The sequence below is a fragment of the Streptomyces sp. NPDC048639 genome, from assembly GCF_043199075.1.
In the GTDB taxonomy this organism is placed as follows: Bacteria; Actinomycetota; Actinomycetes; order Streptomycetales; family Streptomycetaceae; genus Streptomyces.
Genome location: NZ_JBICVP010000004.1, coordinates 521,344 through 544,365, shown reverse-complemented (window position 1 = coordinate 544,365; position 23,022 = coordinate 521,344). Strand labels below are relative to the sequence as shown.

11 protein-coding genes, 1 tRNA gene and 1 pseudogene are annotated in these 23,022 nt (G+C 72.2%); 6 read left to right on the top strand and 7 right to left on the bottom strand.

Features of this window, described 5'->3' with window-relative positions:
- Window positions 1–26: 26 nt before the first annotated feature.
- The 3 genes from ACGFNH_RS14120 to ACGFNH_RS14110 are packed head-to-tail and all read left to right on the top strand — an operon-like array spanning window position 27 to window position 10,404.
- Window positions 27–6,488, top strand: a complete 6,462-nt coding sequence (locus ACGFNH_RS14120) for an SDR family NAD(P)-dependent oxidoreductase (protein WP_393653338.1) — start codon at window positions 27–29, stop codon at window positions 6,486–6,488.
- A 16-nt stretch (window positions 6,489–6,504) separates the two neighbouring features.
- Window positions 6,505–8,808 carry a beta-ketoacyl synthase N-terminal-like domain-containing protein gene (locus ACGFNH_RS14115; RefSeq protein ID WP_393653337.1) on the top strand — a complete coding sequence of 768 codons (2,304 nt, stop codon included), beginning with the start codon at window positions 6,505–6,507 and terminating at the stop codon, window positions 8,806–8,808.
- A gap of 24 nt (window positions 8,809–8,832) precedes the next feature.
- Complete coding sequence (locus ACGFNH_RS14110; RefSeq protein ID WP_393653336.1) at window positions 8,833–10,404, top strand: fatty acid--CoA ligase; 1,572 nt, start codon at window positions 8,833–8,835, stop codon at window positions 10,402–10,404.
- A gap of 161 nt (window positions 10,405–10,565) precedes the next feature.
- On the opposite strand, the gene ACGFNH_RS14105 is transcribed toward ACGFNH_RS14110, so the two are convergent.
- Window positions 10,566–13,766, bottom strand: a complete 3,201-nt coding sequence (locus tag ACGFNH_RS14105; RefSeq protein ID WP_393653335.1) for an amidohydrolase family protein — start codon at window positions 13,764–13,766, stop codon at window positions 10,566–10,568.
- 557 nt (window positions 13,767–14,323) lie between these two features.
- On the opposite strand from ACGFNH_RS14105, the gene ACGFNH_RS14100 reads away from it, so the two are divergent.
- Window positions 14,324–15,241, top strand: coding sequence for a universal stress protein (locus tag ACGFNH_RS14100; protein WP_393653334.1), 918 nt, complete (start codon window positions 14,324–14,326; stop codon window positions 15,239–15,241).
- 207 nt (window positions 15,242–15,448) lie between these two features.
- On the opposite strand, the gene ACGFNH_RS14095 is transcribed toward ACGFNH_RS14100, so the two are convergent.
- Entirely contained in the window at window positions 15,449–16,315 is an 867-nt protein-coding gene (locus tag ACGFNH_RS14095; protein ID WP_393653333.1) for a universal stress protein, read from the bottom strand.
- A 239-nt stretch (window positions 16,316–16,554) separates the two neighbouring features.
- A tRNA-Leu gene (locus tag ACGFNH_RS14090) sits at window positions 16,555–16,642 on the bottom strand.
- A gap of 114 nt (window positions 16,643–16,756) precedes the next feature.
- Here ACGFNH_RS14090 and ACGFNH_RS14085 point away from each other — a divergent pair.
- On the top strand, window positions 16,757–18,082 hold the full coding sequence (locus ACGFNH_RS14085; protein WP_393653588.1) for a DUF2254 domain-containing protein: 1,326 nt from the start codon (window positions 16,757–16,759) through the stop codon (window positions 18,080–18,082).
- 142 nt (window positions 18,083–18,224) lie between these two features.
- Here the strand turns inward: ACGFNH_RS14085 and ACGFNH_RS14080 are convergent, their stop codons facing one another.
- The 3 genes and pseudogenes from ACGFNH_RS14080 to ACGFNH_RS14070 form a co-directional block, all read right to left on the bottom strand.
- A complete protein-coding gene (locus ACGFNH_RS14080) occupies window positions 18,225–19,766 on the bottom strand; it encodes an aldehyde dehydrogenase family protein (RefSeq protein ID WP_393653332.1) in 1,542 nt (513 codons plus the stop codon).
- Window positions 19,767–19,902: 136 nt separating this feature from the next.
- Window positions 19,903–20,078 (bottom strand): annotated as a pseudogene (locus ACGFNH_RS14075) (succinate--CoA ligase subunit alpha); the annotation flags it as partial.
- Between the two features lie 236 nt (window positions 20,079–20,314).
- Window positions 20,315–20,992, bottom strand: a complete 678-nt coding sequence (locus ACGFNH_RS14070; RefSeq protein ID WP_393653331.1) for a GntR family transcriptional regulator — start codon at window positions 20,990–20,992, stop codon at window positions 20,315–20,317.
- Between the two features lie 383 nt (window positions 20,993–21,375).
- Between ACGFNH_RS14070 and ACGFNH_RS14065 the strand changes: the two genes are divergently transcribed.
- Complete coding sequence (locus tag ACGFNH_RS14065) at window positions 21,376–21,921, top strand: GNAT family N-acetyltransferase (protein ID WP_393653586.1); 546 nt, start codon at window positions 21,376–21,378, stop codon at window positions 21,919–21,921.
- 59 nt (window positions 21,922–21,980) lie between these two features.
- On the opposite strand, the gene ACGFNH_RS14060 is transcribed toward ACGFNH_RS14065, so the two are convergent.
- A complete protein-coding gene (locus ACGFNH_RS14060; RefSeq protein ID WP_393653330.1) occupies window positions 21,981–22,877 on the bottom strand; it encodes a glutamate ABC transporter substrate-binding protein in 897 nt (298 codons plus the stop codon).
- Window positions 22,878–23,022 lie beyond the last annotated feature (145 nt).

The following is a 23,022-nucleotide window of genomic DNA, read 5'->3' as shown; positions in this document are numbered from 1 at the left end:
TCATCGCAGTTGGGCAGGGATCACCAGTGACCGACACGGCTTCGCCGTCCCGTAATGACGCCATGGTCAAGCAGTTGCTCCTTGAGAAGTACGAGCCGATCGCCGTCGTCGGCATGGGTATCCGTTTCCCGGGGGACAACAACACCCCCGAAGCATTCTCCGCATTCCTCCGCGCCGGACTCGCAGGAACGGGACCCGTCCCACCCGACCGCTGGGACATGGAAACATTCCAGGCCGAGGAGGAAAAGGCGGGCCGGCGGCCTCTCGCGGCCGGCGGCGGATTCGTCTCCGGACTGGACGAATTCGACGCCAAGTTCTTCAACATATCCCCCAAGGAAGCCGAATTCATCGACCCGCAGCACCGCTGGGCGCTGCAGTCCGCCTGGCACGCCCTGGAGTCGGCGAACATCGATCCGGCCGCCCTGCGCGGGGGCAACGGCGGCGTGTATCTCGGTGTCGGACAGATGGACTTCGCGATCGAGGTGGAGGCGCTGGACCTCTCCGAGCTCGACGCCTCCGTGGCCGCCGGGACCGCTCACAGCGCCGCGGCCGGCCGGCTGTCCTACTTCCTGGGCTGGCGCGGCCCGTGCATGAGCGTGGACACCGCGTGCTCCTCGTCGCTGGTGGCGCTGCATCTGGCCGTGCAGGGGCTGCGGCGGCGCGAGTGCGACATCGCCCTGTCCGGCGGGGTGAACGTCAACCACCACCCCCGGAACCACATCGTCTACTCCCGGGCCAACATGCTGTCGCCCGACGGCAGGTGCAAGACGTTCGACGACTCCGCGGACGGCTACAGCCGCAGTGAGGGCTCCGGCATGCTCGTCCTCAAGCGGCTCTCCGACGCGCGTCGCGACGGCGACACCGTGCTCGCCCTCGTCCGCGGCTCCTCGGTCCGCCAGGACGGCGAGAGTGGCGGCCTGACCGTGCCGAACGGCACCGCGCAGGTCGCCCTCATGCGGGACGCGCTCGCGAGCGCGATGCTGGAGCCCGGCGACATCGGCTATGTCGAAGCCCACGGCACCGGCACCTCGCTGGGCGACCCCATCGAAATGGGCTCGATCAACAGCGTGTTCGCCGAGGCCCGTACCGCCGATGACCCGCTGGTCGTCGGATCCGTGAAGACCAACATCGGCCACATGGAGGCCGCGGCGGGCGTCGGCGGGGTGGCCAAGGTCGTCTGCCAGCTCCAGGAAGCGGCGATCTACCCGCACATCAATCTGGAGACGCCCTCCCGCCACATCCCCTGGGACCGCTACCGGGTGACCGTACCCACCGAGACACGCCCATGGGAGGCGGACGGCCCGCGGCGCGCCCTGGTCAACTCCTTCGGTTTCGCGGGCACCATCGCCTCGGTCGTCCTGGAGCAGGCCCCGCCGGCGGCGCCCGCTCCGTCCGCATCCGACGACGGCACGGCCGTGTTCACGCTCTCCGCCAAGGACCGCTCCTCGCTGCGCCAACAGGCCGAGAACTACCGGACGTTCCTCGCGGAGCGGCCCGGACTGGCGATCCCCGACCTGTGCCACAGCTCCAATCTCGGCCGTACGCACCTGGGCGCACGGCTCGCCGGTCCCGTCTCCACCCGAGAGGACCTCGACCGGCTCCTCGAACGGCATCTTGAGCGCGAGGGCGACGGCCCGGACGGTGAGTTCCGCGACGCCGGTGTCGCCTTCCTCTTCACGGGCCAGGGCTCGCAGTACGCCGGCATGGGCCGGGCCCTGTACGAGCGCTATCCGGTCTTCCGGCGCCATCTGGACGCCTGCGACCGGCTCTTCTCCACCCACCTCGGCCGCTCCGTCAAGGAGTTGATGTTCGGTCAGGCGCCGGACAGCGCCGAGGGGATCAACCAGACCGTCCACACCCAGCCCGCGCTCTTCTCCCTGGAGTACGCGACGGCCCGCCTGTGGATGTCGTGGGGTGTGAAGCCCGGGATCCTGCTGGGCCACAGCGTCGGCGAGATCACCGCCGCCGCTCTCGCCGGTCTGTTCTCCCTGCCGGACGCGGTCAAGCTGGTCGCCGCGCGGGCCCGGCTGATGCAGTCGGTGTCGGCCCCCGGCGGCATGGTCTCCGTGATGGCCGCGGCGGACGATGTCGCCCCGATGCTGGAGGGCTATGACGACGTCAGCTTCGGGGCGGTCAACTCCCCGCGTCAGTGCGTCGTTTCGGGTGGTCTGGGCTCGCTGACGGAGATCAACGAGAAGCTGCGCGCGCAGGGGCTGGCCACCAAGGCGCTGCCGGTGTCGCACGCCTTCCACTCCCCCCTGATGACCGAGGTGTTCGACGCCTTCCGGGAGGCGGTCGGGGACATCGCCTTCCAGGAGCCGCGGTTGAGCTTCGTCTCCAACCTCACCGGCCGGGTCGCCACGCTCGCCGAGGTCGGCACCCCGGAGTACTGGGTGCGGCACATCGCCGAACCCGTCGACTTCGCGGCCGGGATGCGCTGCGTCCAGGCCCGCGGCCGCCATGTCTTCGTCGAGGTGGGCCCGTCCTCCGCGCTCACCGGTATCGGCAAGCAGAGCGGTGACGCCTCGGCGCACGTGTGGGTCGCGAGCATGTCGCGTACCGACTCCGGGGCCACCACGATCCGTAACGCACTGGCCCGGGTCTACGAGGCGGGGCTTCCGGTCTCCTGGAGCGGCTACCACGAGGAGCGCCCCGGACGCCGCATCCCGCTGCCCGGCTATGTCTTCGCCAAGAAGCGCTATCCGCTCCCCGGTGCGCGCGCCGGTGCCGCGCTGCCCGCGACGCCCGCGGGCCCTGTCCACCACCCGCTGCTGGGGCACGAGGTGACCAGCGATGCCCAACGCGACGCCGGAGAGCGGGAGTTCGCCGCCTTCCTGCACCCGGGCGCCCCGGCGTATCTGGCCGAGCACGTCGTCATGGACCAGGTCGTCTTCCCCGGAGCCGGGTACGTCGAGATCTCGCTGGCCCTCCAGGACGCCGTCCACGGTGAGACCGCACGGCTCGTGGAGGACATGAGCATCCTCGAACCGCTCTTCCTGCGGGAGGGCGAACCGGTCGAGGTCCGCACCCGGTTGCGTCCGGCCGGCGAGGACCCCGGCGGCCCCGCCGCGGTCGAGATCGCCAGCCGCGTCGACGGCCGGGACGGGATCATCGAACGCGTCCACGCCACCGCGACGCTGGGCCGCGCCCCCGCCGGACCCACGGCCCTCGGCGATGTCGTCGACCGGCTGCGCATCTCGGCCGCGGGCTGCGGCGCCGAGGAGATCCGGCACCGCGGGGAGGACCTGTACGAGCGCTACGCCGAGCTGGGTCTGCCCTACGGCCCCGAGTTCCGCCGGGTCGTCGCCGTCGACCGGTACGCGGACGGCTTCGCGATCGGTGAACTCCGGGGCCTGGACACCCCGGTGGGCGAGCACCTGCGCGCTTCGGTCCTCGACTGCGCCATGCAGACCCTGGGCGCGGCGATCGATCTCGACGGCACCTATCTGCCGGTCGGGTTCGGCCGGGTCGAGCTGCTGAAGCGGCCCAAGGGTGGGCTGCGGGTGCTGATTCAGGTGGCCCTCGACGAGGCCGCCACCGAACTGACCGCCGACATCGTGGCGTTGGAGGGGTCCCGCCCCGTCTTCGTGGTCCACGGCGTGCGGCTCAAGCGGGTCGCCGGCGCCCCGGCCGACCCCGCCGAGCGCATGCTGCTGCGGCCCCGCTGGGTGAAGCGCTCGCTGCCGTCCGCCAAGTCCGCCGCGGAGGGCCGCCGTTCGGTACTGGTCGTCAGCGGCGACCGGGACGCGCTGCCCGGTCTGGCGGACCGTGCGGACGGGGCGGGGATCGGTCTGCGCCATGCCCCCGACGCGGCCGCCGCGGGACGTCTGCTCGCCGAGCACCCCGAGATCACGGAACTGTGCTGGTTGTGGACGCCCGAGACGGGCCTCGACGGGGAGGAGCGGCTGCGCACCGAGACGGAACGGAACCACCGCGACCTGCTCCTGCTGGTGGCGGAGGCCGAACGCGCGGGCTCCGAACGGGATCTGCGCATCCAGCTGGTCACCGAGCGGGCCCAGTGGCTGCCCGGCGACTCCGCTGACGCGCAGGCGTCCGAGCCGCCGGTCGCCGCCTCGCTGTGGGGCTTCGGTTCGGTGCTGCTCAACGAGTACCCGGCGCTGCGGACCCTGCTGCTGGACCTGGACGGCCCCGACCCGCAGCCGCTGATCGACGAATGGCTGGCCGGGGACGCCGCGGGCGGCGAGTTCCAGGTCGCGTACCGGGGTGGCGTGCGCCATGTGAAGCGTCTGACACCGCCGGCCGCCCGAGCGGCGGACGAGGGCAACGCCGAGCTGCAGATCACCGAGTACGGGCAGTTCTCCGCGGTGCGCCCGGTGCCGGTGGAGGACGTGGAACCGACCGGTGACGAAGTCACCGTCCAGGTCCACGCCGCGGGCCTGAACTTCAAGGACGTCCTCAACGCCCTCGGCATGCTGCGCCAGTACGCTCTGGACCACGGCATTCCGTACCAGCCGCTGCCGCTCGGCTTCGAGGCGGCGGGGACCGTCGTCGCGGCCGGGCCCGACGCCGAGTTCCGGCCCGGTGACGAGGTGCTGCTCAGCCGGCTCGGCTGTATGCGGCGGCGCGTCACGGTGCCGTCCACTGTCGTCGTGCGCAAGCCCGCCGGGCTCGGCTTCACGGAGGCCGCGGGTCTGCCCGCCGCGTACGTCACCGCGTACCACGCCCTGCACCACCTCGCCTCCATCAAGTCCGGTGACCGCGTGCTGATCCACGCCGCGGCGGGCGGTGTCGGGCAGGCCGCCGTCCAGCTCGCCCGGCTGGCGGGCGCCGAGGTGTACGCCACCGCGAGCCCGCGCAAGTGGGAGCTGCTGCGCTCGCAGGGCGTGGAGCACATCATGAACTCGCGCACGCTGGACTTCGCGGACGAGGTGCTGGAGGCGACCGGCGGCCGGGGCGTGGACATCGTCCTCAACAGCCTGAACGGGGACTGGATCCCGGCCGGCATGCGCAGCCTCGCGAAGGACGGGCGCTTCGTCGAACTCGGCAAGATCGGCGTCTGGTCGCCGGAGCAGGTCCGGGACGCGCGCCCCGACGTCGACTACCACAACTTCGACCTCAGCGAGCTGCCCGCCGGGGAGCTGGACCGTCTCAACAAGACGATCCTGACCACGGTGGCGGGGCATGTGGAGGCGGGCCGGCTGAGCCCGCTGCCCACGGTCGGCTACGCCCTCGACGAGGTCGAGGAGGCCTTCGGCGTGCTGAGCCGGGGCGCCAACCTCGGCAAGATCGTGATCGAGTTCCGCGACCGCGACGCCGCGGTACCCGCGGAGCCGGTCCGTCTCAGCCCGAAGGAGACGTATCTGATCACCGGTGGTCTCGGCGCGCTCGGTGTGGCGACGGCGCGCAAGCTCGTGGCCGAGGGCGCCCGGCATCTGGCGCTCGTCAGCCGCCGCGCGCTCCCGGCGGAGGAGGTGGCCCGACTCGCCGCCGGGCTCGGCGGACACGTCGAAGTCACCGTCCATCAGGGCGACATCTCCGAGGCGGCCGACGTCGAGCGGATCGTCGGGGCGCTGACCGGAGGCGAGACACCGCTCGGCGGTGTCGTCCACGCCGCGGGTGTACTCGCCGACAGCCCGCTGTCAGGGCAGACGTGGGACAGCATCGAGACGGTGTTCCGGGCCAAGGTCTACGGCACCTGGCTGCTGCACCGTGCCCTCGCCTCCGTCCCCACCGTCCGCTTCTTCGTCGGCTACTCCTCGATCGCCTCGGTACTGGGCGCGGCCGGACAGGCCAACTACGCTGCGGGCAACGCGTACATGGACGTCCTCATGCAGTGGCGGGCCGCCGCCGGCCTCCCCGGGCTCAGCGTCAACTGGGGCCCGTGGGCCGAGATCGGCATGGCCGCCTCGCTCACCGGCCAGCAGATCCGGAGCATCGAGGACCGCGGGCTGAAGTTCGTGAAGCCGGGCGCGGCCCTGCGGGCGCTGTTCACGGCGCTCGGCCGGCCGTACGGCCAGACCGTCGTCGGCGCGTTCGACTGGGACGCGTACGCCGCGGCACAGCCGTTCTCCAACGCCCTGTTCAAGGATCTGCTGTCGGACGGCGCGAGCGGGACCCCGGACGTCGACCTGGACGCCCTGCTGGCCCAGCCGAAGCCGGACCGGGAGGCGGCGCTGCGCGATCTGCTGCGGGCCAAGGTCGCCGAAGTGCTGCGCTACGACGCGCCGGACGACGTGGAGCTCGATGCGCGCTTCGTGGATCTGGGCCTGGACTCCCTGGGGTCGGTGGAGCTGAAGAACGCGCTGGAGGCCCTGTTCAGGATCCCGCTGCCCACCTCCACGCTCTTCGACCACCCCGTCGTGCGGTCCCTTGCGGAGTTCATCGACGGCCGGCTGGTACCCGAGCAGGAGGACGCCGCGGCGGCCGCTCCGGCGGCGGGTGCGGGGCGTTCGGACGACGATGTGCACGACCTGACGGACGCGGAGGCCGACGACGAACTCGCGGCGCTGCGCGAGCAGGCGTTCTAGGACGGGACGAGGAACGGTGACGAGCTACATCGACTATCTGGACTCGCTGTCCAAGAAGCAGCTCATGGTGATGCTGGCACGGCGGCGCCAGGAGGAGACCCAGGGGATCGCCCTCGTCGGCATGGGCTGCCGGCTGCCCGGGGGCATCGACGACCCCCGGGCACTGTGGACCGCGCTGCGCGAGGGCCACGTCCTGCCGACCGAGGACCCCGGTGTTCCCACCGACAGCCTGGGCCGGCCGCGCTGGAACCTCGACGCACCCGATCTGGCGCCGCTGGCCGGCCGGCTGCGCCAGGGCGCGTATCTGAAGGACATCGACCTCTTCGACGCCGAGTTCTTCGGGATCCCGGACCAGGAGGCCGTGCACATGGACCCCCAGCAGCGGCTGCTGCTGGAGGCCGCCGTGCAGGCGCTCGCGGACGCCAATCTGTCCCGCGCGCGGCTCGCAGAGCGCAGCGTCGGGGTGTTCGCGGGCGCGGGACCGGTGGAGTACCCGTACGCGTGGCTGCGCGGCGGGCTGCCGGAGGGGGCGCTGTCCGGGCATATGAGCACCGGGAGTTCACCGAGCGCCTTCTCCGGGCGGATCGCACTGGCCCTGCGTGTCAACGGCCCGGTGATCACCGTCGACACGGCGTCCTCGTCGATGCTGACCGCGGTCCATCTGGCGGTGCAGGCGCTGCGCCGGCGCGAGTGCGACATCGCGCTGGTGGGGGCCTGCAACGTGCTGATGTCCCCGTTCAGTACCGGCATTCTGGACCGGGCGGGGATGCTCTCCCCGACCGGACGCAGCCGCCCCTTCACCCGGCACGCCGACGGGCATGTGCGGGGTGAGGGGTGCGGCGTGGTCGTGCTCAAGCGGTATGCGGACGCGGTCGCCGACGGGGACGAGCCGTACGCGGTGGTGCGCGGCAGCGCGGTCCACCAGCAGGGCGACCGGCCCGGCATGTCCGTGGCCTCGGCCCGCGGGCAGAAGGCCGTCGTCGAACTCGCCCTGCGGGACGCGGGCGTGGAGCCGGACGGGGTGCAGTACGTCGAGGCCCAGGCGAACGGGTCGAAGCTCGGCGGCGTCATCGAGGCCGAGTCCGTGGCGGAGTCCTACGCCCGCCACTCCCCCGCCGCGGCACCGCTCCATGTGGGCTCGTGCAAGGCGAATCTGGGCTACCTCGAAACCGCCTCCGGCGCCCCGGGGCTGATGAAGACCGCGCTCGCCCTCGCGCACGCCGAACTCCCGCCGCAGCCGGGCGAGAACGACCTCGACCCCGACATCCCGTGGCAGCGGATGGCGCTGCGCTTCGCCGCCAAGGCGACGCCCTGGCCCTCGGACGGAGGGCCGCGCCGGGCGGGGATCAGCGGTTTCGGATTCGGCGGTACCAACGCGCATGTCGTCCTGGAGGCCGCGCCCGAACGGCCCACCGCGGAACCGGACTCACCGGGACCGTGGCTCCTCGTCGTCTCCGGCCACAACGGGACCGCGCTCACCCGGACCGCCGCCCGGCTGCGCCGCCACCTCCACGACACCCCGGGCTGGAGCCCGTCGGAGGTGTGCAGGACGCTGGCCGAGGGCCGGGATCCGATGGCGGTCCGGTACGCGGCCGTGGTCCACCACCGGGACGCGGTCCTGGACGCGCTGGCCCGGGCCGCGGAAGGCGAAAGGGCGCCCCTCGCCGGCGCGGGCGACCGCAGCGGGGTCTTCCTCGACCTGCCCGAACCGGACGGCGAGGAGCTGCGGTTGGCGCTCGAGGCCACCGGCCGGCCCGGGTTCGAGGCCCTGGACCGCATGGTGCGCGACCACACCGCGGCGCTGGGCGCGGACGGCGGACCCCCGGCTGGGGGCGATCAGGGCAACGGCGGTACGGCTTCCGTGGACACGGACGGCCGCTCGTACCTGGCGTGGGCGCTGGGCTGGATCGGGCTGCTGGAGACGTCCGGGCTGGAGGTGGCCGGCGCCCGCCTCACCGGACCCGGGCGGCACGCCCTGGCCGCGGTGGTCACCCGGGGTGCCACCGCCGACGACATCAGCTCCGGCCGGTGGTCCGCCGGTTCGGCCGCCGCGCCGCCCCTGCCCGGCACCTGGCAGCAGACCGAGTCGGACGGGGCCCTGACCCTGCGCCGCCGCGAGTCCTCGGGCTCCGTCCCCACGCTGACCCCGGCGCGTACGGACCTGGCCGGCTGGCTGGCGCTGCTCGCCGAGCGTTTCGGAGCGGGTGCCGCCCTCGCCCTCCCCGAGCTGTGGCCCTCACCCGGACCGCGGCTGCTCCGCCTTCCGGGCCCGGCGCTCACCGGCAGGCGCTACTGGCCCGAGCACAACAACTGGCGCTGATCTCCTACGGATTGGACACCGCACATGTACTTTCCCGAACTGCAGACCGCGGACGGCACGGTGGCCTTCCACGCCGCGCGGCAGCCGGACCGCACCGCCCTGGTGTGCGAGGGCAGGGAGGTCACCTACGGGCAACTGCACCACGAGAGCAACCGGTCGGCCCACGCGCTCCTGGCCGCCGGGGTCGGCCGGGGGTCGCGGGTGGCCTACCTCGGCAAGGAGTCGGAGCACTATTACGAGGTCTTCTTCGCCTGCGCCAAGACCGGGGCCGTGCTCGTACCGATCAACTGGCGCCTCACCTCCGCCGAGGTCGACCACATCCTCCGCGACTCCGGTGCGGAACTGCTCTTCGTGGAGCGTGAGTTCAGCGGAAGCGCGGAGGAGGCGCGGGCGGGGCTGCCCTCCGAGCCGCGGATCGTCCCTCTGGACGGTGACGAGGAGCGCGGCGCCGGGTTCCGGGAGTGGAAGTCCGGGCAGCCGGCGGACGACCTCGCCGCCGGGGCGGCCCCGGAGGACCCGATCGCCCAGATCTACACCAGCGGAACGACCGGTCTGCCGAAGGGAGTGGTGCTCCCCCACCGCAGCTTCTTCGCGATCCGCGACCTGCTCGCCGAGCACGACCTGGACTGGATCGACTGGAAGCCCGAGGACCGGAGCCTGATCAGCATCCCCGGCTTCCACGTCGCCGGCATCTGGTGGGCGATGCAGGGGTTCAACGCGGGCGTGACCAATGTGGCGATGCGGATGTTCGCGGCGCACGACGCGGTGCGCCTGATCCGCGAGGAGCGCATCACCACGACCTGCGCCGTACCGGCGATGCTCCAGATGATGCTGGCCGAACCGGGCGCGGGGCCCGAGGACTTCACCTCTCTGCGCAAGGTGACGTACGGCGGTTCCCCGATCTCCGAGACCCTGATGACGCAGTGCATGGAGATCCTGGGCTGCGAACTGGGCCAGTTGTACGGCCTGACCGAGAGCGGCAACACCGCGCTGTGCCTGCCGCCCTCCGACCACGTCGCGGGCAGCCCGCGCATGAGGGCCGCCGGCAAGCCGTACCCGGGGGTCCGGGTGCGGGTCGTCGACTCGGACGGGAAGCAGGTCGCCACCGGCACGATCGGGGAGATCTGCCTGCGCACCCCGGCGGTCATGCTGGAGTACTGGGGCATGAAGGAAGCGACGGACGAGACCCTGGCCGACGGCTGGCTGCGGACCGGCGACGCCGGGTACGTCGACGCGGACGGCTATGTGTATGTGTGCGACCGCATCAAGGACACGATCATCGTGGCCGGGGAGAACGTCTACCCGGCCGAGGTGGAGAACGCCCTGTGCAAGCACCCGGCAGTGGCGGAGGCCGCCGTCATCGGGGTGCCGGACGAGCGCTGGGGCGAAGGCGCCCTGGCGTTCATCGTGCTGCGCCCGGGCATGGAGGCGAAGCCGCGGGAACTGAAGCTGTTCCTGCGGGACCGGATCGCCGAATTCAAGTCCCCGCAGCGGTACGAGTTCATCGAACGGGTGCCGCGCAATCCGAGCGGGAAGATTCTTCGGCGGGAACTCCGCGAGGAATTCTGGGCGGGCCGCGACCGTATGGTGAATTGACGCCGCACCGCTTTCCCTGAGTACGTCACGGACTTTCCCTGAGTACGTCACGGAAATGGCTCCGGGTGGATCCGGTCGATGCCGGTTCCACCCGGAGCCCGCGCCTTCCTCCGACTCTCCGCCGTTGCTTCCGCCGTGACGGAGAGTCATGTGACGGTAGGTCAGCGGGATCGGCAGCAGCCGTGGTGGCTCCACTCGGGCTGGTGCCAGTAGTGCTGCGCGTCGCGGCGCGCGGTGGGGGCGGACCGCAGGACCCGGGTCCGGGTCCTGGCCGGCGGTGCCGCCTCCTCCACCGCGGACTTCCGGAAGGGCGCGAGCAGTTCGGGGACGGTGGACACCTCGCCGCCGACCATGACCCGGCGTACGGCGGCGGCCGCGTCGATGTCCCGCAGCGGATCACCCTCCACGCACACGAGATCCGCCAGGAACCCCGGCGCCAGCGCGCCCAGTTGATCACCGAGGCCCAGGGAGCGGGCGGCGTTGACCGTCGCCGTGGTCAGGGCCTCCCGCGGGGTGAACCCGTACTTCACCATCACCCGCAGGTTCTGGTGGATGCTGATGCCGATGTCGTCCAGCGCCGCGTCCGTGCCCGCCACGACCAGCCCGCCGGCACGGTGCACCCGGAGCAGCATGTCGACATCGCCCAGGGTCCAGGCGTGGTTGAGCTCGCCCTCGGGGCCCGCGGCGTCCTCCGCCTTCTTCAGAAGCCGCTCGTACTCCCACGCGGGGAAGAGCACGCGGGTGCGTTCGTCCTCGATGAGCGACCGGTCGTCGAGGAAGAGTTCGGAGGCGAACAGCGTGGTCGTGGACATCCACATGCCGCTCGCGGCGAGCAGGTCCACGGAGTCCTGGGAGGCCCGTCCGGCCGCATAGCTCAACGTCCGTGAGTAGCCGAGCCGGTTGCCCCCACCCGTGTGCTCCATCCCGTCGAGTCCGGTGTGCAGAGCGGGATAGAGGTAGTGGGAGGTGACGGGGACGCCGTGCGCGTGCGCGCGTGCGACGACGTCGCGCTCGTAGGCGACCGGCAGCCGGATGTAGGACTTCAGCAGGTCGTACTCGAGCGTGAACGCCCGCTCCAGGTCTCGGTCGAGCTGTGCGCGGGAGAAGACCGGGCGCATGACGCGATGGGAGCCGCGGGTGCCCTCCAGGCCCTCGCCCGAGCCGAAGAAGCGCGGCCCGACCTTGGTTCCCGCGGCCAGTGCTTCCCTGGTCTCCACCATCTGGTAGGCGGGATCGCCCGGTGACCGGCTGGTCGTGACGCCGTACGCGAGCCAGGCCCGTCCCTGGCGGTCGCCCCACTGGGGGCCGCGCCAGTGCCAGTGGTTGTGGGTGTCGATGAGGCCCGGCATGACGGTCAGTGCGGACGCGTCGACGATCTTCGCGCCGCGTACGGCGCCGCGGCGGGCGACCTCCTCGATCCGGCCGTCGACGACGACGATGTCCACGTCGTGGCGAAGGCCCTGGCCGGTGCCGTCCCAGATCGCTCCGGCCCGTACGACGGTGCGTCCGGCAGGGGCGGGGCGGCGCTTCCAGGTCAGATGCGCCGGTACGGTGCGGGGCTCGCCGCCGTCGAGCGGGACCGTGCGCAGACGTCCGTTGGAGAGGTACAGCAGCGTGCCTCCGCGCGCACCGACCGACAGGGAGTCCGTGGTCTCGTCGGTGATCCGCCGCGGCTCACCGGTGATCCGGCCGGTGGCATCGACCGGGATGCGCCAGGCCAGGCTCTCCATGCCCACGACGAGGTGGGTGCCGTCTGGCGTCCACAGCGGTCCGTCGCCGCCTCGGGTGGAGAGGGAACGCCCGGGCGCCGCGGCCTGATAGCGCACCTCGTGGCTGGCCAGGTCGACGGTGAGGATCTGGTTGTGGCCGTTGCTGCTGCGCTTGGAGTACGGCGCGAGCGCGGCCAGTGCGATCGCCTTGCCGTCGGGCGACCACGCCGGGGGTCCGGGCTGGTAGAGCGCCTCGACGACCTGCGTGACGGTGCCGTCCGCCACGGTCAGCACCCAGGTCGCCCCGCTCTCGTCCTGGTACGCGATACGGGACCCGTCCGGTGACCAGCGCGGGGCGAGTTGGGCGTTCGGCAGGTCGGTGAGCCGCTCGGTCTTCCCACTGGCGACGTCGTACGTCCAGAGGTTCGCCGTGCCCGCACGGTCGCTCACGTACACCAGCGAGCGTCCGTCGGGGGCCCAGTCCGGCGCGGCGTTGAAGTAGCCGTCGGCCGCGATCTTCTTCGGGCGCCCGCCGACGGGGAGGAGCCACAGCGCGTTCAACGCGCGGAAGGCGACGGTGCGGCCGTCCGGCGAGAGCGCCGGATCGGCGATGCCGAGCACATCGCGCGAGCGGCCGGGACGCAGATCCGGGCGCTTGCGGCGGTAGGGCGTGCGGGCCACGGCGACTGCGGCGGTGAAGGGGATCTCGCCGCTGCCGCCGCCGTTCGGCTTCCGACGGCGGATCAGACCGTCGGCGGTGTAGAGGAGTTCGTCGCGGGAGAGCCAGCTGGGGGCCAGCGGGAACACGTCCTCGCCCTCCGTCAACGCCCGGTCGTCCACCATGAGTTCGGCCCGCGGGCCGGTCACCCGGACGTAGCCGATGCTGCGCCCGTCGGGGCTGAAAGCCGGCCCGTGGAGCGTCGCGCCCTCCGGACCGGTCAGCAGGCGCTCCCGCGCCCCCGAGCGGATGTCCACGGCTTCGATCGTCCCGCCGTCGACATAGGCGACGCGCCCGCCGTCCGGGGACCAGGTGGGCATGGAGACCGCCCGGTCGCCGTCGGTGAGCGCGCGCAGCGCGCCGGTCGCGGTGTCCAGCAACCAGATGCGGCCGGCATTGCCTCGGTCGGAGGCGAAGGCGATCGCGCTGCCGTCGGGCGAGTACCTGGGCTCCTGGTCGTAGCCGGCGCCGTCGGTCAGACGGCGGAGTCCGCTGCCGTCGGCGCCGATGGACCACAGGTCGTACGCACCCTCGCGGAAGGACTGGAACACCAGGCCCCTGCCGTCCGGCGACCAGTGGGGCTGCGTCGCGTCCTGCACGTCGTCGGTGAGCCGGCGGGCCCGGCCGCCGGCTGCGGGAAGCAGCCAGATCGCGTTGAGCGCGTCCATGGCGAGGGTCCGGCCGTCGGGCGACACGGAGACGCAGAGATTGGCGCTCTCGTGCGTCTCCACGATGCCGCCTCCGGTGTCACCGTCCGTACGCGGCGTCGCGTACGCGGCCTGCTCCGCCCCGAGCTCCGCGCCGGCACCGCCGGGTAAGCCGCCCCACAGCCACAGCGCCCCGATTCCCGCGGCGCCTCCTCGATGGAGAAGCCCGCGCCGGGAGAACCCGCTCGAGTTCTCCTCGGAATTCGGATCGGAGTCAGGTGTCGCCATGATGAGTCTCCCGGGATGCAGAGGAAGTCAACGAGCTTCCGTGCCCTACGCGTTGGGCCATTCGGCACGAGCCGCTACAGCTTCTCAAAAGCGGCCGGGACATGCGGCTCGATATACGAATTCCCGCTGTCCGAGAGCAGTCCCGTAATCCCTGGTGGATCAGCGGCTGTCGGATGCGGTGCGTCACGAGTCGGAGGGTCGCCCTGATACCGGGTCGCCTTCGGACGACCCGGTATCAGCAGCCGGGGGCACCTCCCGGACGAAGCTCTGTGGTAGCCGCGGCTGTCGTCGCGCGTACGCCGGGCATGACGGCGCGTACGCCGGGCATCACGGACAGCCCTCGCGACCGGAGCCGGCGCGCCACCGCCGTCGGCTTCCGGGCGGTGCGGCACCGTCCGGAAGCCCCGTGGTGGTGGGGCCGGGTGGCGGCGCCCCGGGGACCATCGGCCTCTGGGCGCGGTGCACGGCGCGAACGAGGCTGAAAGGCAAGGGGAACGATGTCCCCTGCCACCACCGCACCGCGGCGTCGGTGGCGCACCAGCACGGAATCGGAGGTCATGATGCGTCCCATCACCGTCGGCCTGGACGGCTCGGCCGAGGCACGATCCGCCGCGGACTGGGCGGCCGGCGAGGCCGCGCGCCGCAACGTGCCGCTGCATCTGCTGCACGCCTGGATGCTGCCCCCGGCGGAGGCCCGTTCCGCCCAGGAGCCGGAGGTGCGCAAGGACTGGGGGATGCGTCTGCTGCGCGATGCGAAGGCCGACATCACCGACCGGTACCCGGAGCTGTCCGTCACGGCCGAGCAGGTGTCCGAGATGCCGTTCGACGCACTGCTCGCCCGTAGCGGATCGTCGGAGATGCTGGTCCTCGGCTCCCGCGGACACGGTGTCGTGGTCGGCTTCCTGCTCGGCTCCCTCGGCCTGCACGTTCTGCTGCGGGCCGAGGGGCCCGTCGTCATGGTCCGGCACGGCTCGGGACCCGGCGCCGCGGAGGCCGGACCGGCCGGCGGGTCCGGTACGGCCGGCGGGTCCGGTACGGCCGGCGGCGAGGTGGTCGTGGGCATCAAGGATCCGGGCGCGGCGGCCGAGGAGTTGCTCGGAGTCGCCTTCGTCGCCGCCGCGGCGCGCGGGGCGAGCGTACGGACCGTCCGGGCCTGGACCCCGCCTCCGCTCTTCGCGCGCAGACAGCGGACGTCGCAGGAGACGGACCATGAGGGCGACCTCGAGGCCCGCGAGCGGAAGGCGCTGGCCGAGGCCGTGCACCCATGGCGGGAGAAGTACCCGGAGGTCCCGGTGACCGAGCACGTGGAGATGGGCAGTGCGACGGATGTCGTGCTGTCGGCGTCCTCCATGGCCGAACTGCTCGTCCTGGGGCGGCCCGTGCACCCGCCGCACACCGCGTCGCGCCTGGGGCACGTGGCGCATGCGGCGCTGCACCACGCCGCGTGCCCTGTGGCGGTCGTCCCCCACGACTGACGCGTACGGCGGCCCGCACGCGCGGGGCCTCGCCCGGACACGTACGGCCCGTCCCGGCCCGGCACATGCACCGCGTCGCAGTGCACAGTCGCAGTGCACGCATGCACCGGGGCCATGGGCGAGCGCGCGCCTGACGCCCACGGCCCGGCGCCTGACCACGCGGACGGACGTCCCGTCCGCCGCGGGCCCTCCATCCGCCGCCGGACCTCACATCGTCTGGGGGACCACGGCGACCGGGCACGCGGAGTGGTGCAGCAGGGCGTGGTTCACCCGGCCTAGCTGCAGTCCCTGCCGGCCGTTGCGCCGGGGCGCGCCCACCACCAGGAGGTCCGCGTCGGCGGTGCTCTCCAGGAGGATCCGGTGCGCGGGGCCTTCCACCGCCTGGCGCCGGACCTGGACGCCATGGCCGTCCGGCATCGCCCGGTTCAGCGTCTTGGAGAGGAACATCGAGGCCCGTTCACGGTGTTCACGCGCCGAGTCACGGGCCCCGTCCTCACTCTCGAACACCGGGCACCGCCAGGCCCGTACCGCGTGCAGCGGGCACCCGCGGACCTCTGCCTCGGCGAAGGCGAACCGGATGGCCGCGGCACTCTCGTTCTGCTCGTCCACACCGAGAACGACGCGGCCGAAGACTCCCGTACGGTTGCGCTCCCCTCCCCTGACCACGATCACCGGGCACGCGGCGCGGGCCGCCACCGCGAGGCCCACCGACCCCAGCAGCCGTCCGGCGAGCCCCCCGCGCCCCAGTGAGCCGGTGACGAGGGCGAACGCCTCTCTCCCCTCCCGCAGCAGCGCTGTCACGGCGTCGTCGGGCACGACCTCCCCCGACACCTTCACGTCCGGGTTGCGCAGCCGTACGCGCTCGGCGCAGGAGGCGACGATGTGCTCGGCCATGACCTTCTCCGCGGGCCGTCCGGCGAAGACATGCGGGCGCCGCCCTTCGTACTGCTCCCAGAGGGAGGCCTGAAGGAGACGCAGCGGTGCGCCGCGGGCGGCTGCCTCGTCGGTCGCCCAGTCCACGGCCTGAAGGCTGGACTCCGATCCGTCGACGCCGACAACCAGGGGAGACTCCATCGTCCCCACCGCCTTCCGCGGGAGCGCAGCACCTGGCGGTGCCTCTGGGAGAACCGTCCGCCCGGGGGCGAGCGATGCGCGATGGGCCGGTATGCCCCCGGTCCGGGACCTTCGGCCCGCATCACCGGGCCGCTGCAGCCCCACGCCCCCGAGGCGGCGGCCCCGGCCGTTGCGCGGACATGCGAAACGGGCCCCGCCGGGACATCCGTCCCGGGCGAAGCCCGTTGCCGTCGTACGTGTGGTGTCCGAGGGGGGACTTGAACCCCCACGCCCGATAAAGGGCACTAGCACCTCAAGCTAGCGCGTCTGCCATTCCGCCACCCGGACGAGGTGAACCGCGGTCTCCCGCGGCGACATGGACCACGATACCAGGGGTTCGACGTGCCTTTCACCTGCGTATCCACGGCCGACTATCCACCTAGAGTGAGCGCCGTGACACACATGGTGACCGGTGGTGGATCCTGGCGCAGCCGACGGCCGCGGCCGCTCTCGCCGCTGCGTGAGCGGCTGCGCGACGCGTTCTGGTTCGCACCGGTGGTGGGGCTGCTCGGCGCGGTTGTGCTGGCGGTGCTGACGACGTCCGCCGACGAGTTCCTGGTGAGCCGGTTGCGGGAGGCGGGCGAGACCGGGGCGATCGAAGACCTGATCAATGTCTCGGACGACGCGCGGGCTCTGCTCGACACCGTGGGCTCGTCGATGCTGACCTTCATCGGCGTGGTCTTCAGCATCTCGCTGGTAGCCGTGCAGATGGCGTCCAGCCAGTTCACCCCGCGCGTGCTGCGGCTGTACGTGCGGGGCCGCATCGTCAAGACGACGTTCGCGGTCTTCCTGGCCACGTTCGTCTTCGCCCTGCTGGCACAGTCCGGGCGGCAGGGCGACCAGGACCCGGGGACCGTCCGCTCGGTGCCGGTGATCTCCAGCCTCGTCGGGGTGTGCCTCGTCATGGTCAGCCTGCTGCTGTTCATCGCGTATGTGCACACCACGCTGCGGCTGCTGCGCGTGACCTACGTGATCGACCGGGTCGCCCGCGAGTCGGTGAAGGTCCTCGACCGGCATGCGCGGCTCGCGGTGTCCGAGGAGCGCGTCGACCTTCCGCCCGAGACGGGGCGCATCACGTACGCCGGGCCTGCGGGAGTGCTGCGCAGCATCGATGTCCCGCAGCTCACCCGGATCGCCCGCCGGCACGGCACGGTGCTGCGACTGGAGCCGCGGATCGGTGACTTCATCGTGCCGGGGACGCCCGTGTGCACGGTGCACGGCGGGGAGCTGCCGACCGGCCGGAGGCGGCTGCGGTTCGCGTTCCACGTGGGTCCCGAGCGCACGTTCCACCAGGATCTCGGGTTCGGGCTGCGCCAGCTCTCGGACATCGCGCTGCGCGCCCTCTCCCCCGCCGTCAACGATCCGACCACGGCCGTACAGGCGTTGGACCGCATCCATCAGCTCCTGGCGGCGCTCGCGGGCCGGGCGCTGGGCGAGGTGCACCACCGGGACGCGAACGGGGAGTTGCGGCTGGTGCAGCCGCTGCCCGGCTGGGCGGACCTGGTGGACCTGGGGCTGGTGGAGATCCGCCGGGCGGGTATCGCGGCGCCGCAGGTGACGCGGCGCATCGTCGCGGCGCTCGACGATCTGATGCTGCTCGCCCCGGCGCCCCGCCGGGAGCCGCTGCTGCGTCAGCGCGAGGTGCTGGAGCGGGGCCTGGAGCGGGCGGTGCCCGATCCCGCCGAGCGCGACTTCTCCGCGCGCCCCGACCGCCAGGGCATCGGCTGAAGGTCCACGCGGCGGGACGTTCCCGTCGTACGAGCGGCGCGGCCCGGCCTGTCGTACGAGCGGCGCGGCCCGGCCTGTCGTACGAGCGGCGCGGCCCGGCCTGTCGTACGGCCGGGCCCCGCGCTCACCCGAAGAGGCGCCCCTACGGCATCAGGTGGTAGTCGGGGAAGTTCCCCGGCGGGCGCTCGCCGTCCGGGCCCTGGGTCACGGCCCGGACGAGCAGCTCGCCGCCGACGAAGGCTCCGCGCCAGGAGGCGCCGAACCCGCCGAACAGCTCGTCCTTGTCCCCGCGCGAACGCGGCTTGCCCAGCCCGACCTTGAACGCCCGCACCTCGGAGGCGATCCGCTCGGCGGTCGTGTCGTTGTCGCAGGACAGGGTGGCGACCAGCGCGCCGTTGCTGGCGTTCATCGCGGCCAGCAGCTCGGCCTCGGTGTCGACGAGCACGATCGTGTCGACCGGGCCGAACGGCTCGGCGTGGTGCAGCGGCGAACTGGGCGGCGGATTCAGCAGCGTGACGGGCGGGACGTAGGCCGAGGTGTCCTGGCCGGAAAGGAAGTGCCCGTCGTCGAGGCTGCCTCGGTGCAGCGGTACCGCGCCCCGGTCGATCGCCTCGGCAACCTGGTCGTTCAGCTCCTTGGCCTTGGCGGCGTTGATGAGCGGGCCGAAGTCCAGCTCGGGCAGCGGGTCTTCGGGCGATTCCACCGCGAGCGGGTGGCCGAGCCGCACCCGCCTCGCGGCCGGCAGGTAGGCGGCGAGGAACTCGTCGAAGAGGGAGCGCTGGACGACGAAGCGGGGGTAGGCGGTGCAGCGCTGCTTGCCGTAGTCGAAGAGCTTGGGAATGACGGCCGAGAGCTTGTCCCAGTCGCTGAACTCCCAGATGCCCCAGCAGTTCAGCCCCTCCTGCTCCAGGATGTGGCGCTTGCCGAGGTCCGCGACGTCGGAGGCCACGCGGCCGCCGGTGTCCCGGCCGCCCACGAAGGACACGCAGCCGATCTCCGGCGAGCGCACCAGGGCCTCGGACAGCTCGCCCCCGCTGCCGCTGACCAGCGTGACCGGGACGCCTTCGCGGTGCATCAGAGCGCAGGCGAGGGTGAGGCAGGCGAGTCCGCCGTCGGTGGGGGTCTTGGCGATGACCGCGTCCCCGGCGAGGGCCTGGACGAGCATGGCGTGGACGAGCACGCTCATCGGGTAGTTCCAGCTCGCGATGTTGCTGACCGGGCCCTCCAGCGGGGTGCGGTCGCCGAGCATGTCGTCGATGCCGTCGACGTACCAGCGCACGCCGTCGATCGCCCGGTCCACGTCCGCCTGGGCAAGCCTCCAGGGCTTGCCGATCTCCCAGACGAGCAGCAGGGCCAGCAGCTCACGGTGCTCGGTGAGGGCGTCGAGGGCGGCGGCGATACGGGCCTTGCGTTCGGCCAGCGGGACGTGCCGCCAGCCGCGGTGCTGGTCCAGTGATGCGCGTACGGCCTCCCGGGCGATGCCGGAGTCGAGCCGGGGCGGTCCCGCGATGGGGCTGCCGTCGACGGGGCTCGATGCGGGCAGCGGGTGGCCGTCGGCCTGCCAGTTTCCGGCCCAGAGGTTGAGGACGCGGTCCTCCCGGAAGGCCTCGGGGGCGAGGGCGACGCAGCGCTGCCATGCGTCGGACCAGGCGGTTCCGGGCTTGAGGGTGAGGGTGGATGCCATTTCGGGTGTCTCCGCTCTCGTTGCACGGACGGGCGGTCCTACGGCGGACGGGTGGTGCTGCACTGCCCCACCTACCCGCCGGTAATGGTCTACCGGACGGTAGTGACTGGTCGGGGATCCGTGAACGGAGTCCACGTCAACTATGAGTGAGGTCACTCAGCGCCGCGATCCGGTCACGGACGAGTGCGGCCGCCTCGGAAGGGGCCCGGCCGACCGGGATCCCGGCCGTCTCCAGAGCCTCCTTCTTGGCCTGCGCCGCGCCGGAGGAGCCCGGACGATGGCTCCTGCATGTCCCATTGTCCTGCCCTCGGGCAGCCGATCAGCCGGGAGGCCGAAGCCCTCTGACGGCGGCGGACATCAACATCACGCACCGGTCCGGGTCCGGGCCCGCCTCGCGGGGTCCGGAGCCGGCCGTTGTGCGCGGTACGGCAAGTGTCCCCCGCGGCGCGGACGGGCCCCGCGGGCATGGCGCGCCTCCGGCAGTGGCGCGCCTGCGCAAGTGGCACGCCTCCGGCAGCGCCCTCCCGCTACGCCCAACAGGCCTGCCGTCAGCCGGAGTTGCGCTCGTGGTACGAGGTCCGGGTGTGCTCGGTGTGCTCGCGCATGATCTGCGTGGCCCGCTGCTCGTCCCGGTCCGCGATCGCCGCGATCAGATCGCGGTGCTCGATCCAGGACTGCTTGCCGCGCTGCCGGGCGACGGGCGTGAAGTACCAGCGGACGCGACGGCCGACCCGTGCGGCGAGCTCCGCCAGCACCGCGTTCGCCGCCAGCTCCATCACCGCGGCATGGAAGGCGGCGTTGGTGTCGACGACGACGTCGATCAGATCCCGCTCCACGGCCTCCTCGCCCTGCGCGCACAGCTTCTCCAGCCGCGCGATGCCCTTGGAGGTGGCGTTCGCGGCCGCGAGGCGGGCCGCCTCGGCCTCCAGCAGCGTCCGTACGGTGAGGAGTTGCTCGGCCTCCTCCTCGGTGGGCTCGTGGACGAATGCCCCCTGTGCGGGCCGCAGATCGACCCACCCCTCGGTATTGAGCCGCTGCAGCGCCTCGCGCACCGGCTGCCGGGAGACCCCGAGGTGGCCGGCGAGCTCGCTCTCGACCAGATGCTGGCCGGGCTGGAGCGAGCGGGTGGTGATCAGTTCCAGCAGCGTTTCGTAGACCCGCTCGCGGAGCGGACCCGGACGTTCGAGCTTGGGCACAGCTCCTTGCGGAAGTCCTGCGGACAGCATCGAGGTCTCCCTGAGGGCTCGGCGGGGCCGGATTGGTTATCGTCTACAGTCTACCGAGTAGGGAGCTCTGCACACAGTGCAGAGGCCATGTGTGCCGCACATCTCTCTCGTACGTCCCCGAGACCCCGGTCCCGCACATCCCGGTCCCGCACATCCCGGTCCCGCACATCCCGGTCCCGCGCATCGCCCGCGCGGGCCGCCTCTCCCCCGCGTCGCCGATCCCGGCATACCCCGCCCGTGTGCCCAACTGATATACCGGGCACGGGTATTCGACCATTGAGGGGGTTTTGCTCGTGAACCAGTCTGCCGGCGTCACGCCGCGGATCCGGCGCGCGCAGGGGGAGGAACGGGACGCGGTCAGCCGTCTGCTGAGCGACGCGTTCATGGAGGATCCGGTCAGCCGGTGGGTGTTCCCGGACCCGGCGCACCGGCACGACGTCCAGCCCCGCTTCTTCGGCGTCTTCCTGGACGCCGCCCTGCACAACGGCTGGGTCGACGTCACCGACGACCTGACGGCCGCGGCGCTCTGGCTGCCCGTCCCGGCCGGGTCCGGCCAGGAGGAGCAGGACGAGGACGACGAGATGGCCGCCCGGTTCGAGGCGGCCGACCCGGGCAACGAGCGCACCGGCGTCGTCGGGCAGCTCACCTCGGAAGCGCACCCGCACCACCGGGCGCACCACTATCTGCCACTGATCGCCGTGACGCCCGCCCGGCACGGCGAGGGCCTCGGCAGCGCCCTGCTGACCCCGGTGCTCGACCGCTGCGACCGCGAGGGGACCCCCGCGTATCTGGAGGCGAGCAACGCACGGAGCAAGGCGCTCTACGAACGTCTCGGATTCGCCGTCACCGACCGGATGGTCCGGCTTCCCGACGGCCCGCCGATGTGGCCGATGTGGTACGAGCCGGGCGCCCGCGGCCCCCGGTCCTGAACGGCCCCTCCGTCCGCGCTCCGCGGGGCGCGGACGGGATGGCCGGGGACGCCTGACGGTCAGGAGTTCTCGGCCCCGGGGCAGGGGTCCAGGTCCGGGTACGGCACCGCGCCCGTGGTCGTCCAGAGCGTCTTCGACAGCGCGTCGACCCAGGTGCTGTCCCTGTAGGAACGATTCAGCGTCTTGTTGAGGAACTCGCACATCTCGGTGTCGCCCTTGCGGTAGCCCACGCCGTACCGCTCCGTGCTGAAGGGATCGCCGACGACCTTCAGATCGTCGGGCTTCTCGGCGGCATAGCCGAGGAGGAGCGCGCCGTCCGTGGTGACCGCGTCGACATCCCCGTCGAGGAGCTGGTCCACGCAGGCGGTGTAGGTCTTGTCCGGGACCGGCTCCGCGCCGTACTTGTCCTCCACGCGCTGGATCGACGTGGTGCCGGCGACCGAGCAGACTCTCTTGCCGTCCACATCGCTCGGCCCCTTGATGCTGGAGTCGTCGTTCCGCACCAGCAGCTGCTGCCCGGTCTCGTAGTACGGCCCGGCCATGCCGACGATCTTGCGGCGCTCGGGCGTGATCGAGTAGGTGGCCAGGATGAGGTCGACGGTCCCGTTCTCCAGGTACTTCTCGCGGTTCTCCGGGATCGCCTCGACCCACTTGATCTTCTCGGGCTCGATGCCCAGCTTGCCGGCGATGATCTTCGCCATCTCGATGTCGAAGCCCTCCGGCACATCCGCACCGGGCTCCTTCAGGCCGACACCGGGCTGGTCGACCTTCACACCGATGGTGATCCTGCCCTTCTCGTGCAGCTTCTCCATGGAGGAGCCGGGCTCGAAGGTGGGGTTGGGAACGACCCACACATCGTCCTTGGCCTCCGGCTCCGAGTCCCCACAGCCGGTCGCGGCCAGGGCGACGCCGATACAGGCGGCTATACCGGCAAGGGTTTGCCTGCGGAAGGCCATGTGCGCTCCAGGTGTGGTGACGTCGGGCTCACCGACGGGCGAGGCACGCGCGGCCCGACGCTCAACCCCGCTCCCCCCATCCGCCGAGGCGTGCACTGTACGACACAGGCCGGGACCGAGGGTATGCAATCGGCCTGCGGAGCAC